Origin of the sequence: Amycolatopsis kentuckyensis (genome assembly GCF_041679295.1) — a bacterium.
Taxonomy (GTDB): domain Bacteria; phylum Actinomycetota; class Actinomycetes; order Mycobacteriales; family Pseudonocardiaceae; genus Amycolatopsis; species Amycolatopsis kentuckyensis_A.
This window is the reverse complement of the sequence record NZ_JBGDMD010000014.1, coordinates 120,280-136,057: the sequence shown is the minus strand read 5'-3', so window position 1 is coordinate 136,057 and position 15,778 is coordinate 120,280. Positions and strand designations below refer to the sequence as shown.

Below are 15,778 nucleotides of genomic sequence, written 5' to 3'. Positions count from 1 at the left end.
CCTTTTCCGGGCAGACTGGCCGGGTGGGGGATCTCCGGACCGCGTGGTCGTCGGTCGTGGTGGCGTTGTGCGCCGTGGGGCTGCTGCTCGTCGTCCCGTTCCTGGTGCTGCTCGGCTTCCTGGCGAGCATCCCTGTTTTCGGCGAAGTCGGCGACGGCGCCCGTGGATATCTGACCTGGGCGTCCTGGCTCGGCGCGGGACTGCCGCTCGTGGGCGTGGTCGTTTCGGCGACGACGAGGCGGCGCGGTTGGACCTGGTTCTTCGGCAGCTGTCTCGCGGTGGCGGCGGTGGTCGCCGTTTCGAGCTGGATCGACCACGTCCGGCACGCGCCGCCACCGCCGGGCCCGCGCCACTGCGTCGAGCGCAGCGGCGGCGGCACCGACTGCCCGGGCGGCTGACCTACTCTTCGAAGGTCATCTCCGGCGGTGGCCGCCGGAACCCGCGGGTGATCGCCGCCAGGACGGCGATGCCGATCGCCAGCCAGACCAGGCCGAAGACCAGCGCGATGCCGTCGAGGTTGACCAGCAGCCACAAATCGACCACGGCACCGATCACCGGGAAGACCACCCAGGTCAGCACGCGTTTCCCGGTCCGGTCGCGCAGCCACGTCGCCAGCACGCTGACGTTGACGAACGTGAACGCGGTGAACGCGCCGAAGTTGATGAACGACGTCGACGTGCTGACGTCCAGCGCCAGCGCGACCAGCCCGACGAGCCCGGTCAGGACGATGCCGAACACCGGCGTCGCGAACCGCGGCTGCAGCTTGCCGAAAACGCGCGGCAGCACGCCGTCGCGGCCCATGGCGAACATCAGCCGCGACGCGCTCGCCTGCGCGGCGATCCCCGACGCGAACTGCGCGACCACCAGACCGGCGAGGAAGAAGGACGCGAAGAGGTTGCCGCCGATCGTCGTCGCGATTTCGAACGCGGCGGACGACTCGTCGGTGAACGCGCTGCCCGGGTGCGCGAGCTGGGTGAAGTAGGCGAGCACGATGAAGATGCCGCCGCCGATCAGCGCGGTCAGCAGGATGGCGCGGGGGATCGTCCGGCGCGGTTCGGTCGTCTCCTCGGTCAACGTCGTGACGGCGTCGAAGCCGAGGAAGGAGTACGTCGCGAGCGCGGCGCCGCCGGAGATCGTGCCCAGCGTGCTGCCCGGGTGGAAGAACGGCTGCGTGCTGGCCAGCGAGCCGCCGACGTGCAGCACCTGCTTGACCGAAAGAACGACGAAGAAGCCGATCACCAGGATCTGGAAGGCCATGAGGACGAAGTTGGCCTTTTCGGCGATCTTGATGCCGAGCACGTTGAGGATGGTCGTCACCGCGATAAAAGTGATCAACCAGAGCCAATTGGGTACGGACGGGAACTCGGCCGAGAGGTAGGCGCCGCCGATCAGCCAGATCACCATCGGCAGGAAGAAGTAGTCGAGCAGCACCGCCCACCCGACGAGGAACCCGGCGCGCGCGTCGACGGCTTTCCGGACATAGGTGTAGGCCGAGCCGGCGACGGGGTGGGTGGCGGCCATCTTCCCGTAGCTCGCGGCCGTGAACAGCATCGCGACCAGGGCGAGTAGGTACGCCGAGGGCACGGTGCCGTCGGTCGTGGTCGCGACGATGCCGAAGGTGCCGAGCACGATCAGCGGGGCCATGTAGGCGAGCCCGAACAGGACGACGCCGGGCAGCCCGAGCCGGCGCTGCAGGGTGGCCGGGGCCGCGCCCGTGGTGGTCATCGGTCGTCTCCTTCTCGTGGGCTCCAGCGGTCCGGGTCGATCCGGCCCTGGTAGAGCGGTAGCCGCAGGGGAGCGTCGGCGGGGGTGAACTGCGCCCAGAGGCGGTTGGTGCCGGCGGTCCCGTCACGGCGGACGCGCGCGACCTCGTCGAGGTCGATGGTGTGGGCGAGGACGCCGTGGCCGTTTCCCGGCAACGCGCCGAGGACGTCGCCCTCGGGGCCGACGAGCAGGCTGTCGCCCATGCCGAACGGGCCGGCCGTGTTCACGCTGGCGACGAACACCTGGTTGACGATGGCGTTCGCCCGGGCCAGGACGAGCTCCTGCGCCCGGTCGGGGGTCGTGGTCTGGACGGGGTTGAGCACCAGCTCGGCACCCATCCAGGCGAGGTGGCGGGTCACTTCGGGGAACCAGGCGTCGTAGCAGATGGAGAACCCGACGCGGCCCGCGTCGGCCAGATCGGCGACGACGAACCGGTCGCCGGGGTCGTACGGCTCGTGCGGCCGCCAGGGGAAAACCTTCCGGTACCAGCCGGCCAGCTCGCCTCGCGGGGAAAAGACCAGGGCGGTGTTGAACAGCTCGCCGTGGTCGCCTGCTTCGCAAACGGTGCCCGGCGCGAGCCAGATCCCGAGGTCGCCGGCCAGTTCGGCGAGTTCCGTGGTCCGTTTTCCGTGCAACGGCTCGGCGGCTTCGCGCAGTTGACGAGTGCGCTCGTCGCCCTCGCCGTCGACGCCGCAGAGGTGCAGCTCGGGGAAGGCGGCCAAGCGCGTGTCCGGAAACCGGCGAAGGACCGCTTCGACCTCGCCCGCGAACCCGCCGTCCCCGACGGGCCGGGGCGGCGCTTGCACGAGGGCGATCGGCAGTGGTCGCGGCATGGACGAAAAATAGTCCACCTTGAACACTTAAACAAGAGTGCTCAAGATGAGCAGTTTGTGCGGTACGGTCGTTTCATGGCGACGGCAGACCTGAGCGCCCCGGCCCTGACCGGCATCCGGCGGTTGTCGGCACTGGACACCGTCCGCGCCCGGATCGCGCTGGCGGTGGAGCTCGGCCTGCTGAAACCGGGCGAGCGCCTACCCGCGAACGCCGAGATCGCGCGGGCGTTGGGCGTCGCGGAGATCACGGTGCGAAGGGCTCTGGAGTCCCTGGTCGGCGACGGGCTGATCGAACGCCGCCGCGGCCGGGGCGGCGGGACATCGGTGGCCGCGGACCCACCGGCGGAGCGAGTCCGCGAGGTCGGCGCCTACCGCGAGTCGGCGGCGGAGGTTCGTGACCTGATCGACCACCGGATGGTCTTGGAGTCGGGCTTGGTCCAATTGGTGGCGAAGAGGTCCCCGAACCTGCCGCACCTGCGGACGTTGGTCGCGCGCATGGACTCGGCGAAGGGCTGGGCGGAGTTCCACGAGCTGGACGCGGAGTTCCACCGAACGGTGGCGGCCCCCGGCCCGGCGGCGGCGGTCGCGCAGTACGAGGTGGTGCTGGCGGAGCTGTACCGGTTCTACCTGCCGTACCCGATGGCGAAGCTGCGCGAGTCGAACCGCGACCACGCAAAGCTGGTGAAGGCACTGTCGGCGGGCGACCCGGACGCGGCGGCCCGGGTGACGCGGAAACACGTGCGCGGCCTGCACCAGACGATGTTCGTCGGCCTCGAGCAGTAGCGATGTACTGCCCGGGCGCGGCGACGTGACTCAGCGGGCCCGCAGCTGGTCGCGGACCTCCATCAGCGCGAAGCCGAGCAGGTTCAGCCCGCGCCAGTAGTCCGGCTTGGTGGCGTTCTTCTCCTCCTTCGCGAGGCCGGAGCCCCAGACGAGGTCCTTCTTGGACGCCTCGACGAGCACCGCGTCGCCGGTCCCCAGCAGGAACCGGCGCAGGTCGCGGTGGGCCTTGAACTTGGCCAGGTTGCCGTCGACGACGATGTCGAACCGGTGCCGCTCCCAGGTCGCCGCGTCGAACCCGGCGACCTCGCGGCCGAGCACTTTCGCCGTCTTCGGGTCGGGCGTCGACCGGATGAGCTCGGCCTTCTCGACGTCGCCGAACAGCAGCGCCTTGCCCGCCATCATGTAGTGCTCGGCGGTCGGGTACTCGACGCCGTCGGCCTCGAACGGGTCGACCCACCACTGGCTCAGGCAGCTCGCCGTGACCCGGCCGGACTTCGAGGGCGCGTGCCCGTAGAACAGCAGGTATTCGGGCTCCGCACCCTCGTGGACCTTTTCGCGCAACGCCTCGACACTGCGGACACCGTCGACCTTCACCATCCGCCTAGTGGACCACGCGGTCAGAGCAGGAAGTGGAACAGGGGGCTGCCCGGCTCGATCCGCTCCACCTGCAGCGGGCTCGCGTCCATCCGGGCGAGCAGTCCCGGCAGGTCGGTCGCGCGGGCGATTTCGATGCCGACCAGCGCCGGGCCCATCTCGCGGTTGGTGCGCTTGACGTACTCGAAGCGCGTGATGTCGTCCTCGGGGCCGAGTACCTGCTCGAGGAACCGCCGCAGCGCGCCCGGCTCCTGCGGGAACCCGACCAGGAAGTAGTGCTTCAGCCCTTCGTGCATCAGCGAGCGTTCGAGGATCTCGCTGTAGCGGCTGACGTCGTTGTTGCCGCCGGAGACCACGACGACGACGGTCTGCCCCGGCTCGACCCGGACCACCGAGCCGAGCGACGCCGCGGCCAGCGCGCCCGCGGGTTCGGCGATGATCCCGTCCGACTGGTACATCGCGAGCATCTCGGTGCAGATCGCGCCCTCGGCGACCGCGGTCAGCTCGGCGCCGCTCTCGCGGATCAGCGGGTAGGTGACCGCGCCGGCCTCGCGGACCGCGGCGCCGTCGACGAACGAGTCGAGCTCGGGCAGCCGCACCGGGTGCCCGGCCGAAAGAGCGGCCGCCATGCACGCCGCGCCCGCCGGTTCGACGCCGACGACCCGGACGTCCGGGTGCCGTTCACGCAGCCAGCTGCCGACCCCGGCGAGCAGCCCGCCGCCGCCGACCGGGACGACCACGACGTCCGGCACGAACCCGAGCTGCTCGACGACCTCCAGCGCGACCGTCCCCTGGCCGGCGACCGTCCGGACGTCGTCGAACGCCGGCACGAGCGTGGCGCCGGTGCGCTGGGCGTCCTCGTTGGCCGCGGCGAAGGCGTCTTCGTACGTCTCGCCGACGACGATGACCTCGATGTGCGCGCCGCCGAGCGTCGCGATGCGCTCGCGCTTCTGCCGCGGCGTGGTGCCCGGGACGTACACGCGGCCGTCGGCACCCAGCCGTCGACACGCGTACGCGACGCCCTGGGCGTGGTTCCCGGCGCTCGCGCAGACGACCCCGAGGGCGCGGGTCGGCTCGTCGAGCTGGACGATGAAGTTGTACGCGCCGCGGATCTTGTACGACCGGACGGTCTGCAGGTCCTCGCGCTTCACCCAGACCTGGGCGTCCACCCGGGACGACAGCCGCGCGCTCGGCTCCAGCGGCGTGCGGGTCACCACCCCGGCCAGCCGCTCGGCGGCCTTCTCGATGGTCGCCGCGGTCACCGTGTCGATGTCGTGCACCCCGTTGAATCTACGACTCGCGCGCGCCGGGCAACCGTCCGGGCCTCCGGGCGCATCAAAGGGGTGACGAACAGGATGGGGGTTCCATGGAGGCGGGCTTCACCGACTACGTGACGACACGGGCCGGCTGGCTCCGCAAGGTCGCGTACCTGCTCTGCGGCGACTGGCACCGGGCCGACGACCTGGTCCAGACGGCGATCACCCGGCTCTACGCGAACTGGCCGCGGGCCGCACGGGCGGACAACCTCGACGGCTACGCACGCCGGACGCTGGTCAACGCGTTCCTGGCCGAGCAGCGGACGTCGTGGTGGCGCCGGGTCGACCTGCGGGGCGCCGACCACGAGCGGCCCACGCCCGGTTCGGACGTCGAAGCGGCGCTCGACCTGCGGGCCGCGCTGGACCGGCTGCCCGCCCGCCAGCGCGCGACCGTCGTCCTCCGCTACTTCGGCGACCTGCCGGTCGCGGACACCGCGCGGGCGCTCGGCTGTTCGGAAGGCACGGTCAAGAGCCAGACCGCGAAGGCCGTGGAAACGCTGCGCGAGCTGCTGGGCGACCCCATCCGGGAGGGACGAGCATGACCGACCACGAGCTGGCCACCAAGCTGAAGGAACTCGCCGACGCGCCCGCGCCGCCGCCCCGGATCGACCTCGACCGGGCCCGCCGGCTGGGGGGACGTCGTCGTCGCGCGCGGACCACGGCGCTGGTCATCGGGTGTGCCGCGGTGGTGACGGCCGCAGGCCTCACGGCCGTGTCGGTATTCCGGACCACGCCTCCGCCCGCGCCGGCCGCCGTCCTGCCGACGGCCACCCCCACCCCCGTCGCCCCGTCGCCGACCGACAACCCGCTGGTCGCGAAGGCGAGCTTCGGCTGGCTGCCGGAGGAGGTCACGGGCATCGAGTACGCCGCGGGTGGACACGGCGACACGGTCTTGGCCATCGGCCGCGGTGACCTGGCCCCGATGATCTGGCTCTCGGTCTACGACCGCGAACCGGCCGCGCCGCGCAACCTGAGCGGCACGCCGAAGCAGGTCCCGCAGCAGGTCGGCGGCCGCGACGGCCACTGGATCACGGCCGACGCGAACGACCCCCTCAACCACGGCGACAGCTACCTGCGCTGGCCGACCCCGGACGGGCGCTGGGCCCAGCTGCACACGTACTACCTCGCCCGGCCCGACCTGCAGCAGGCGCTGGTGCGAGTGGCCGGCGAAGTGACCTTCGGCCCCCGGGCCGTACCCCTGCCGCTGCACATCAGCAGCCTCCCGCCGGCGTTCCACCTGTCCGACGCCTACACGTCCCGGCGGCCGGACCAGGACGGCGTCCCCTGGAAGCTGGTGCTCCAGTACTCGGCGAACGGGGCGCTGGTGACGATCAACGTCGCCCCGCCCGGATCCAGCCGCAAGGACGGCCTCGGCGTGCCGCGGTGCGTGAAGAAGAACGGGCTCGAGGCCTGCGTCGGGATCGACAAGGAGAAGGCCGCGGGCATCACGGCGCAGGACCTGCTGAGCCGGATCACGCTGCTCGGCCCGGACGAATCGAAGTGGACCACGCACGTGATCAGCCCTTAGGCACCGCCGGGTAGGGGACGAAGGTGCTGGTGTTCTCGTCGACGGTGAGCTGCTTGCCGATCGTCGGGAACGCGCGCTGGGAGCAAGCCGGCCGTTCGCAGACTTTGCAGCCCATCCCGATGGGCGTCGCGGCGGCCGGCTCGTCCAGGTCGAGCCCGGTCGAGTAGACGAGCCGACCGGCGTGGCGGAGTTCGCAGCCCAGGCCGACGGTGAACGTCTTGCCCGGGCTGCCGTACCCGCCGATGTTGCGCGACACCGTGCGCGCGACCCAGAAGTAGCTCTTGCCGTCGGGCAGCGTCGCGATCTGCGTCAGGATCTTCCCCGGCTGGGTGAACGCCTCGTAGATGTTCCACAGCGGACAGGCGCCGCCGACCCGGGAGAAGTGGAAGCCGGCCGCGGACTGGCGCTTCGACATGTTCCCCGCCCGGTCCACCCGCACGAACGAGAACGGCACCCCGCGCTGCTTCGGGCGTTGCAACGTCGACAGCCGGTGGCACACGGTCTCGAAGCCGACGCCGTAGTGGTCGCACAGCCGCTCGATGTCGTAGCGGAACCGCTCGGCCGTGGCCAGGAACGGTCCATAGGGGAGGATGAGCGCCCCCGCGAAGTAGTTGGCCAGGCCGACGCGGGCCAGCGAGCGCGCGGCCGGGCCGGAGAACGCCCACGAGTCGGCCAGCTCGGTGATCAGGTCGTCGTACTCGAGCAGCGCGATCTGCGAAGCCATGCGAAACGCCTGCTGCCCGACCCGCAGGCTGGGCGCCAGCCGCAGCACGCGCGTCACCGGCTCGTAGCGGTGCTGCTGACCGGCGGATTCGTCGATCCCGTCACTGGTCACCTCGACGCCGTAGCGCTGCCAGAGCCGTTCCTTCAGCGCGCCGAGCACCTGGCCGCGCTGCAGCGGGATGTCGGCGGCCATCTTCTCGGCGCGTTCGTCCAGCTCGGCGACGTAGTTCTCGCGCTCGTAGAAGAAGTCGCGGACCTCCTCGTGCGGCAGCGGCGCCGCCGCGCTCCCGTGCAGGCCCAGGCCGTTTTCCGTGGTCAGCGCGGCGGTGCTCTCGACGGCGTTGCGGTAGCTGCGGTGCAGCTTGACCAGCGCCTGCGCGATCGCCGGCAGGTTCGTCGCCAGCTCGTTCAGCTCGCTGGTGGTGACGTCGACGCCGAGGACCTCGTCGAGCAGGGCTTCCTTGACGTCGGCGACCAGCCGGGACGTGTCGTTGTTCGCGAAGAACTCGGTGTCGACACCGAACGCCTGCGTGATCCGCAGCAGCACCGGGACGGTCAGCGGGCGCGAGTTGTGCTCGATCTGGTTGAGGTAGCTGGGTGAGATCTCCAGCACACGAGCGAGGTCGGCCTGGCTCATCGCCCGGCTTTCGCGCAGATGCCGCAACCGCGCTCCGGCGAAAGTCTTCTCCATTCGTGCCCTCTTCTCCGGAAGGTTTCCGGTCCTGAACGGTTACGTGAACGGTCAAGAACGCGAATTTTCGAGCCGTTGCGAATCGGCTGATTCGCAACCTTTGCAAGGAGTCTACGGACCCTTCGCACAAATTGGCAACTTGGACAGCTGGACCGGATTTTCCCTGCCGTGCGAGGGTCGGATCAGGCAAGGCGAGCAATCGCAAACTTCGCAACACCGGGAGAACCGATGACGGAACAGGCCAAGCAGGCGGCCGCGGAGCTGGCGGCGCAGTGGGCGAACGACCCGCGCTGGGCGGGCGTGCAGCGCTCCTACTCGGCCGAAGACGTGATCAAGCTGCGCGGCAGCGTCGTCGAGGAGCACACCCTGGCCCGCCGCGGCGCGGAGAAGCTGTGGAACCTCCTGCAGACCGAGGACTACATCCACGCGCTGGGCGCCCTGACCGGTAACCAGGCCGTCCAGCAGGTCCGCGCGGGCCTGCAGGCCATCTACCTGTCCGGCTGGCAGGTCGCGGCCGACGCCAACCTGTCCGGCCAGACCTACCCGGACCAGAGCCTCTACCCGGCCAACTCGGTGCCGGCCGTCGTCCGCCGCATCAACAACGCGCTGGGCCGCGCCGACCAGATCAACTGGGCCGAGGGCAACACGGACATCGACTGGTTCGCCCCGATCGTCGCCGACGCCGAGGCCGGCTTCGGCGGTCCGCTCAACGCGTTCGAGCTGATGAAGGGCATGATCGCCGCCGGTGCTGCGGGCGTGCACTGGGAAGACCAGCTCGCGTCCGAGAAGAAGTGCGGTCACCTCGGCGGCAAGGTCCTCATCCCGACCAAGCAGCACGAGCGCACGCTGAACGCCGCCCGTCTGGCGTCCGACGTGCTGAACGTGCCGACCCTGGTCGTCGCCCGCACCGACGCGCAGGCCGCGACGCTGCTGACCAGCGACGTCGACGAGCGCGACCAGCAGTTCCTCACCGGCGGCCGCACCGCCGAGGGCTTCTACGAGGTCCGCAACGGCATCGAGCCCTGCATCGAGCGCGGCCTGGCCTACAGCCAGTACGCCGACCTGCTCTGGATGGAGACCTCGGAGCCGGACCTCGAGGTGGCGCGCAAGTACGCCGAGGCGATCAAGGCGAAGTTCCCGGACCAGATGCTGGCCTACAACTGCTCGCCGTCGTTCAACTGGAAGAAGCACCTGGACGACGCGACGATCGCGAAGTTCCAGCGCGAGCTCGGCCACATGGGCTACAAGTTCCAGTTCATCACGCTGGCCGGCTTCCACGCGCTGAACTACTCGATGTTCGACCTGGCGCACGGCTACGCCCGCGAGGGCATGACCGCCTACGTCGACCTGCAGGAGCGCGAGTTCTCCTCGGAGAGCCGTGGTTACACCGCCACCAAGCACCAGCGCGAGGTCGGCACCGGCTACTTCGACAACGTCGCGACGGCGCTGAACCCGGAGAGCTCGACCACCGCGCTCAAGGGCTCCACCGAAGAAGCCCAGTTCCACTGATCCCGGCCGCGGCCTGACGGCGGCACCCCCCTCCCGTCGTCAGGCCGCGTCCCTCCCTTCTTTCCTTCCCTGCACAGCTCGTGGAGGCACCCCATGGTTGATCGGCTGAACTACCGCATCGAGGTCACCGGGCCGGTCGAGGGCCGGTTCGCGGAGATCCTGACCCCGGCGGCGCTCGACTTCCTGGCCAAGCTGGACAACACGTTCGCCGGCCGCCGGCGCGAGCTGCTCGACGCCCGCCGCACGCGGCGCGAGGAACTGCAGTCCGGGGAGAAGCCGCTCGGCTTCCTGCCGGAGACGCGCCGGGTGCGCGAGGACAAGTCGTGGCAGGTCGCCCCGACCGCGCCCGGTCTGGAAGACCGCCGCGTCGAGATCACCGGCCCGACCGACCGCAAGATGACGGTCAACGCGCTGAACTCGGGCGCCAAGGTGTGGCTGGCGGACTTCGAGGACGCGACGTCGCCGACGTGGCACAACGTCATCGACGGTCAGATCAACCTCTACGACGCGATCCGCCGCAACATCGACTTCACCACCGAGGCCGGCAAGCGCTACACGATCGGCGACGACCCCGCGACGATCGTCGCGCGTCCTCGCGGCTGGCACCTGGTGGAGAAGCACATCCGCATCGACGGCCGGCCGGTGTCGGCGAGCCTGGTCGACTTCGGCCTGTACTTCTTCCACAACGCGCGCCAGCTGCTCGCCCGCGGCGTCGGCCCGTACTTCTACCTGCCGAAGCTGGAGAACCACCTCGAAGCGCGGCTGTGGAACGACGTCTTCCTGATGGCGCAGCGCGAACTCGGCGTCCCGCGCGGCACGATCCGCGCGACCGTCCTGATCGAGACGATCACCGCCGCGTTCGAGATGGACGAGATCCTCTACGAGCTGCGCGAGCACGCGGCGGGCCTGAACGCCGGCCGCTGGGACTACATCTTCAGCCTCATCAAGAACTTCGCCGCGCACGGCGCCGACTTCGTGCTGCCGGACCGCGCGCAGGTCACCATGACCGTGCCGTTCATGCGGGCCTACACCGAACTGCTGGTGAGCACCTGCCACCAGCGCGGCGCGCACGCCATCGGCGGCATGGCCGCGTTCATCCCGAGCAAGGACCCTTCGGTCAACGAGATCGCCGCCGAGAAGGTCCGCGCGGACAAGGAACGCGAGGCCGCCGACGGTTTCGACGGCTCCTGGGTCGCCCACCCGGGCCTGGTCCCGATCTGCCGCGAGGTCTTCGACGGCGTGCTCGGCGGCTGGCCCAACCAGCTCGGCAAGCTGCGCGAAGACGTCCACGTCACCGCCGAGGACCTGCTGGACGTGGCGAGCGCCGGCGGCGAGGTCACCGAAGCGGGCGTGCGCGCGAACATCAACGTGGCGCTGCGGTACGTCGACGCGTGGCTGCGCGGCACCGGCGCGGCGGCGATCCACAACCTCATGGAGGACGCGGCCACCGCGGAAATCGCGCGCTGCCAGGTGTGGCAGTGGATCCGCAACGGCACGAAGCTCGAGGACGGCACCGCGCTGACCCGCGAGCTCGCGGTCGAGTTCCTGGACGACGAGCTGGCCTCGGTGCGCGCCGAACTCGGTTCGGAGAACCGCCTCGACGACGCGTACGAGATCTTCACCGAAACCGCGCTGGGCGAGAAGCTGCCGAGCTTCCTCACCACGGGTGCCTACGCGCGGTACCTCACGGACGCCCGGTAGCAGGGCTCTGTTCGATGCGCTCTCAGCGGTAACGAGTGCTTCGAGCGACCGGCCTCCCCTACCTGACGAGGGGCGGCCGGATTCCACACCGTTTGGGATGGTGTGGGTCCGGACTGACCCGGCGACGGTGGCTCCCCGTCGCCGGGTCAGTTCACGTTCAGCCCACAGCGTAGGCGCGGATCACGGTCTGCCGCAAGGTGTTCCCGTCGCCGTCGGCCGCGCTGGCCCGCAGTGAGACGTACCCGCTCGCCGGATTCCGGACCGCAACAGTCCAGTGGTCGCCGGTCCTGAACGCGGCGGCGGGCTGCCAGGTGCGTCCGTCGTCCGTGGACGTTTCGACGGACAACCGGCCGCCTTCGACGTACGCCGGGAACGTGAAGACGCGGTTGCCCGGTGCGCGGTTGCGGACGTCGACCGCGGGATCGAACCGGACGGTGAGCAGCGGCAACGCTTTGCCGTCGGCGGCGGCCGACGAGCGGAACGCCCACTCGGCCGAGACGTCCGTCCACAATGGCCACCAGTCGGCATGCCGGTGGACGTCCGCGGTCAGCCGGTACGCGCCGTCGGCGTCCGGCACCGGGATCCTCGCCTGGGTCGGCGCTCCCGTCGGCTCGACGGGGATCGCGACGCCGTCCTTCGAAAGCGTCACGGATCCCGGCTCCCCGAAATCGGGTGTGCGCGGGTGCCCGGCGGCGTCACCGAACATCGGCAGCCACAGGTCGAAGACGCCGTCCTTGCGCCACGCCCACGGCCGCGGCTGCTCGCCCGCGTGCGTCACGGTCAGGCCGCGCAACGACGGTCCGGCGACCGCTTTGTTCCAGGTCAGCCGGTACTTCCGGCCCGCGGCCACGTCGAGGTCCTGGCTCAGCTCACCGCGCAAGCCTGCCGTCCACACCGCGTCCCACTTTCCGGGGGTGTAGTACTCGACGCGTTCCTGTTGCGCGGCAACGGGTTCGGTGTAGCCGTACCCGATCATCCGGCCGAAGAACCCGTACCCGGCGACGTACCGGACCTCGCCGGGCGCGCCGTCGTGGTAGGCCGTGCGCACCTCGGCGAGGTCGCGGGTCTTCGGCCGCTGCACGCGGGGAGCGCTCAGGCTTCCCTCGACGCCGTCGGCGAGTTCGTAGCGGAACTCCGGTGACGGACGGCTGACGACCGTCGCCGTTGCGCCGCCTTTCTTCGCCAGCTCGGTGAACCGCTGCGCGGTGACGCTCTGACCGCTCCAGATCACCGGCAGGGTCAACGCCGGCAACTGGCCGCCGAGGACCGTGGTCGCGGCCGCGTCACCGGACAGGTCGACCATGCCGAGCTTCGCCCCGGCCTTTTCGACGTCCGCCAGCCGCCGGTAGGCCTCGTCGATCGGGATGCCCAGCGGGAACCGGACGACCACGAGCTTGCCGTGCGCGTCGATCTTCGCGAGGTCTTCGGGCGTGCCGGCGCCGCCGGACACGACCGGGAGCGTGCTGGTCCCGGCCGGGGCGGCCGACTCCAGCCACACGCCCCGGACGGCGAACGGCTGCCCGTCGTCGGCGGTCAGCTCCAGGTCGGGCTGGGTGGCCCGGCGCGTCTGGCTGAAGGCGAAGGTCGTCGACGAGGTGCCCGGGACCGTCGCGGCGAAGGCCTCGTGGAAGCGCGGGTCGAGGTCGAACCCGTTGGAGAAGACGCACGCGCACGCCGTGATCCGGCTCAGCCGCTGGACGCTGTGGGTGCCGCCGCGCGCGGCCAGGTTGTCCGGCTCGAGCGACACGGGCTTGCCGTCTCGGGCGTCGAAGGTTTGCGTGACAGCGTGGTCGAGGACCAGCTCGGGGTGAGTGAGGAAGCTGTACGACCGTTCCTGGCCCGGCCGCGGCGTTTCGATGACGCTGTTCACGACGTACCGGCCGCGTGGCAGCCGGAAGGTGCCCGGTTCGCCTTGGGTGAGTGCGCCGGTGTCCAGGTCGACGATCGTCACCGGCGGGTAGCCCGTCGGCGTCCACGGCTTCCCGTCGCGGTTCACGAGACCGACGGTCAGGTCGTACGTCTCGTCCTCTTGCCTGAGGGACAACGCCGTTCTGGTGCTGACGCCGTCGCCGCGCGCGGTGAGGATGCCGGCGAAGGTGCCCGGGTGCCCGTCCCGTGCGGGGAAACTGAGTTCGACGGGGGTGCTGCCGCCAGCCGGCACGGTCACGGTCGCCGGGAAGGTGAGGTCCTCGACGGACGACTCGAGCGTCAGCGTCACCGGCGCCGCGCCCGAGTTGTACCAGGTCACGGCCGCTTTGCCGGTCATCCCATGGTTGGGCCATGGGAGGAATGCCGAGGCGCTGCCGGTGGCGGTGACCGTCGTGGTCGTCGCGCGGGCGACGTCGACGCGGCCGGTGCCGACCGCGGCCGGGCCGGCGTCGATCGGGGTGGCGGTGCTGGTCAAGGCCGCCTTGAGCCGGTCGGCGGTCCAGTCGGGGTGTTGCTGAGCGAGGATCGCGGCCGAGCCGGCCACGTGCGGCGACGCCATCGAAGTGCCGTCCAGCGTCTGGTAGCCGCCGCCGGGCCAGGCCGCGGTGATCGACTCGCCCGGCGCGGCGACGTCCGGCTTGGCCGCACCGTCGCCGACCCGCGGGCCCCGGCTGGAGAACGGGCTGAGGACGTCCTGTTTGGACACCGCGGCCACGGCGAGCGCGGCGTCGGCCGCCGCCGGCGTCGCGACGGACTCGTCCTGCCCGAAGTTGCCCGCGGCGACGACGAAGAGCGTGCCGTACTGGCGCGACAAGGTGTTCACGGCTTCGGACACCGGATCGGTCCCGTCGGACGGGCCGCCGCCGAGGCTCATGTTCACGACGCGGGCGTGCGCTTCGGACGCCGCCCACTGCATCCCGGCGAGGATCTGGTCGAACGTTCCGCTGCCGGAGTCGTCGAGGACCTTGCCGACGGCGAGTGTCGCGTCGGGCGCCACGCCCCGGTACTTCGCGCCGGAGCCGGCGATCGTCGACGCGACGTGCGTGCCGTGCCCCGCGCCGTCCTCGACGCTGCCCTTGCCGGTGAAGTCCTTGCTCAGCGCCACGTGCCCGGCCAGGTCCGGGTGCCCGGCGTCGATCCCCGTGTCGAGCACCGCGACCTCGACGCCGCGGCCGGTCAGCCCCGCTTGCCACGCCGCGGGCGCGCCGATCTGCGGCACGCTCTGGTCGAGGCTCGCGCGCATCTTCGCGTTCAGCCACACCTTCGCGGTGCCCGCCGCGAGCGTGGCGGGTTCCGCGGCGAGCCGGTTCCAGAACGCCGCGGCGCCCGACTTCGGCTCGTCGAGCGCGGTGTAGCCGAGCGCGGACGGCCGGGCCGCCACGCCGGTCCGCGCGGCGATCGCCGGTCCCGCCTGGCGGACCAGCAACGGCACGTGCGGCGTCCGGGCGTCGTCGTAGCCCTGCCGCAGCAGGCCGGTGACGTTGAACAGCTGCTCGTCGAGCCGCCCGGACCGGACCAGTCCGGCGGCGTCGCCGGGCAGGACGTACGCGTCGCCGCGGCGCGTGTACTGCTGGAACGGCACCGGCCGGTCTCGGCGAGCGGGCAGCACCCGCACGTCCGCGCCGCTGACGAGCACCTGGTCGCCGGTGACGAGCGTGATCCGGCTGGGTGTCACGGGTGCTTCGCCGGCGGCCACGGCGGCCGGCGCGGTGAGCACGGCCGCGGCCGAGGTCGCCGCGAGGATCGCGGCGAAAGGTCGTTTCATGGGATGTTTCCTCACTGTCGTGGGTCCCTCGGCTGGAGGAACGGCCACCGCGCGCCCGCGGGTTGCCCGATTTCCGATCTCCGAGCAACCCCGGTGCCCGCCGGTCCCGTTGGAGAGGGTGTGGGGGCGACGAGGAGGAACGCGTGAAACGGTCGGAAGAGACGGGGTTCCGCGACTACGTCACGGCGCGGATGGACGTGCTGCGGCGGACGGGGTTCCTGCTGTGCCGGGACTGGCACCTCGCCGACGACCTGGTGTCGATCACGATCGGCAAGCTGTACCGGCACTGGCCGCGGGCGCGGCGGATGGCGCACGTCGACGCGTACGTGCGCCGGATCCTGGTGCGGACGTGGCTCGACGAGAAGGCCAGGGCGTGGCGGCGGGAGGAGCCGGCGGAGACGCTGCCGGAACCGGCCGTGCTGCCCGGCGACGACGTCGTCGAACGGCTCGGCCTGCTCGAGCTGCTCGACGCGCTCCCGCCGCGGCGCCGGGCCGCGGTGGTGCTGCGCTACTACTGCGACCTGTCGGTCGAGGAGACCGCCGAGATCCTCGAATGTTCGCCCGGAACCGTCAAGAGCCAGACCGCGCGCGGGCTCGACTCGCTGCGCGCGCTCGTCGCCGCGAGCCGAAGCTGAAGGAGGG

Annotated in this window: 13 protein-coding genes; 7 read left to right on the top strand and 6 right to left on the bottom strand. The window is 71.0% G+C overall.

The genetic code is table 11. The features are described from left to right. The first annotated feature begins 23 nt into the window (after positions 1 to 23). Positions 24 to 398, top strand: a complete 375-nt coding sequence (locus ACERZO_RS43750) for a hypothetical protein (RefSeq protein ID WP_372671884.1) — start codon at positions 24 to 26, stop codon at positions 396 to 398. Between the two features lies 1 nt (position 399). Here ACERZO_RS43750 and ACERZO_RS43745 read toward each other — a convergent pair whose 3' ends face one another. Further along, positions 400 to 1,725, bottom strand: a complete 1,326-nt coding sequence (locus ACERZO_RS43745) for an APC family permease (RefSeq protein WP_372671883.1) — start codon at positions 1,723 to 1,725, stop codon at positions 400 to 402. Further along, complete coding sequence (locus ACERZO_RS43740) at positions 1,722 to 2,597, bottom strand: carbon-nitrogen hydrolase family protein (protein WP_372671882.1); 876 nt, start codon at positions 2,595 to 2,597, stop codon at positions 1,722 to 1,724. The genes ACERZO_RS43745 and ACERZO_RS43740 overlap by 4 nt, the downstream gene beginning before the upstream one ends. Positions 2,598 to 2,672: 75 nt before the next feature. On the opposite strand from ACERZO_RS43740, the gene ACERZO_RS43735 reads away from it, so the two are divergent. After that, positions 2,673 to 3,380 carry a FadR/GntR family transcriptional regulator gene (locus ACERZO_RS43735; RefSeq protein WP_372671881.1) on the top strand — a complete coding sequence of 236 codons (708 nt, stop codon included), beginning with the start codon at positions 2,673 to 2,675 and terminating at the stop codon, positions 3,378 to 3,380. Positions 3,381 to 3,410: 30 nt separating this feature from the next. Here the strand turns inward: ACERZO_RS43735 and ACERZO_RS43730 are convergent, their stop codons facing one another. Both ACERZO_RS43730 and ilvA read right to left on the bottom strand, forming a co-directional pair. Continuing rightward, the gene (locus ACERZO_RS43730; protein WP_372671880.1) at positions 3,411 to 3,977 is read right to left on the bottom strand and encodes an NADAR family protein; all 567 of its coding nucleotides are present in this window, start codon (positions 3,975 to 3,977) and stop codon (positions 3,411 to 3,413) included. A 20-nt stretch (positions 3,978 to 3,997) separates the two neighbouring features. Next, positions 3,998 to 5,254, bottom strand: a complete 1,257-nt coding sequence (ilvA, locus tag ACERZO_RS43725) for a threonine ammonia-lyase IlvA (protein ID WP_372671879.1) — start codon at positions 5,252 to 5,254, stop codon at positions 3,998 to 4,000. Positions 5,255 to 5,340: 86 nt separating this feature from the next. Between ilvA and ACERZO_RS43720 the strand changes: the two genes are divergently transcribed. After that, complete coding sequence (locus ACERZO_RS43720; protein ID WP_372671878.1) at positions 5,341 to 5,832, top strand: SigE family RNA polymerase sigma factor; 492 nt, start codon at positions 5,341 to 5,343, stop codon at positions 5,830 to 5,832. Beyond that, the gene (locus ACERZO_RS43715; protein WP_372671877.1) at positions 5,829 to 6,818 is read left to right on the top strand and encodes a hypothetical protein; all 990 of its coding nucleotides are present in this window, start codon (positions 5,829 to 5,831) and stop codon (positions 6,816 to 6,818) included. Before ACERZO_RS43720 ends, ACERZO_RS43715 begins: the two co-directional genes overlap by 4 nt. Here ACERZO_RS43715 and ACERZO_RS43710 read toward each other — a convergent pair. Further along, positions 6,808 to 8,232 carry a short-chain fatty acyl-CoA regulator family protein gene (locus ACERZO_RS43710; protein WP_372671876.1) on the bottom strand — a complete coding sequence of 475 codons (1,425 nt, stop codon included), beginning with the start codon at positions 8,230 to 8,232 and terminating at the stop codon, positions 6,808 to 6,810. The two genes, ACERZO_RS43715 and ACERZO_RS43710, sit on opposite strands and share 11 nt — an antisense overlap. A 228-nt stretch (positions 8,233 to 8,460) precedes the next feature. On the opposite strand from ACERZO_RS43710, the gene aceA reads away from it, so the two are divergent. Together aceA and aceB are read left to right on the top strand one after the other, a co-directional pair. Further along, complete coding sequence (aceA, locus tag ACERZO_RS43705; RefSeq protein WP_372671875.1) at positions 8,461 to 9,741, top strand: isocitrate lyase; 1,281 nt, start codon at positions 8,461 to 8,463, stop codon at positions 9,739 to 9,741. Between the two features lie 93 nt (positions 9,742 to 9,834). Then, positions 9,835 to 11,442 carry a malate synthase A gene (aceB, locus tag ACERZO_RS43700; RefSeq protein WP_372671874.1) on the top strand — a complete coding sequence of 536 codons (1,608 nt, stop codon included), beginning with the start codon at positions 9,835 to 9,837 and terminating at the stop codon, positions 11,440 to 11,442. 157 nt (positions 11,443 to 11,599) lie between these two features. Here aceB and ACERZO_RS43695 read toward each other — a convergent pair whose 3' ends face one another. Beyond that, the gene (locus ACERZO_RS43695) at positions 11,600 to 15,136 is read right to left on the bottom strand and encodes a S8 family serine peptidase (RefSeq protein WP_372671873.1); all 3,537 of its coding nucleotides are present in this window, start codon (positions 15,134 to 15,136) and stop codon (positions 11,600 to 11,602) included. A gap of 143 nt (positions 15,137 to 15,279) precedes the next feature. On the opposite strand from ACERZO_RS43695, the gene ACERZO_RS43690 reads away from it, so the two are divergent. Next, positions 15,280 to 15,771 carry a SigE family RNA polymerase sigma factor gene (locus ACERZO_RS43690; RefSeq protein ID WP_372671872.1) on the top strand — a complete coding sequence of 164 codons (492 nt, stop codon included), beginning with the start codon at positions 15,280 to 15,282 and terminating at the stop codon, positions 15,769 to 15,771. Positions 15,772 to 15,778 lie beyond the last annotated feature (7 nt).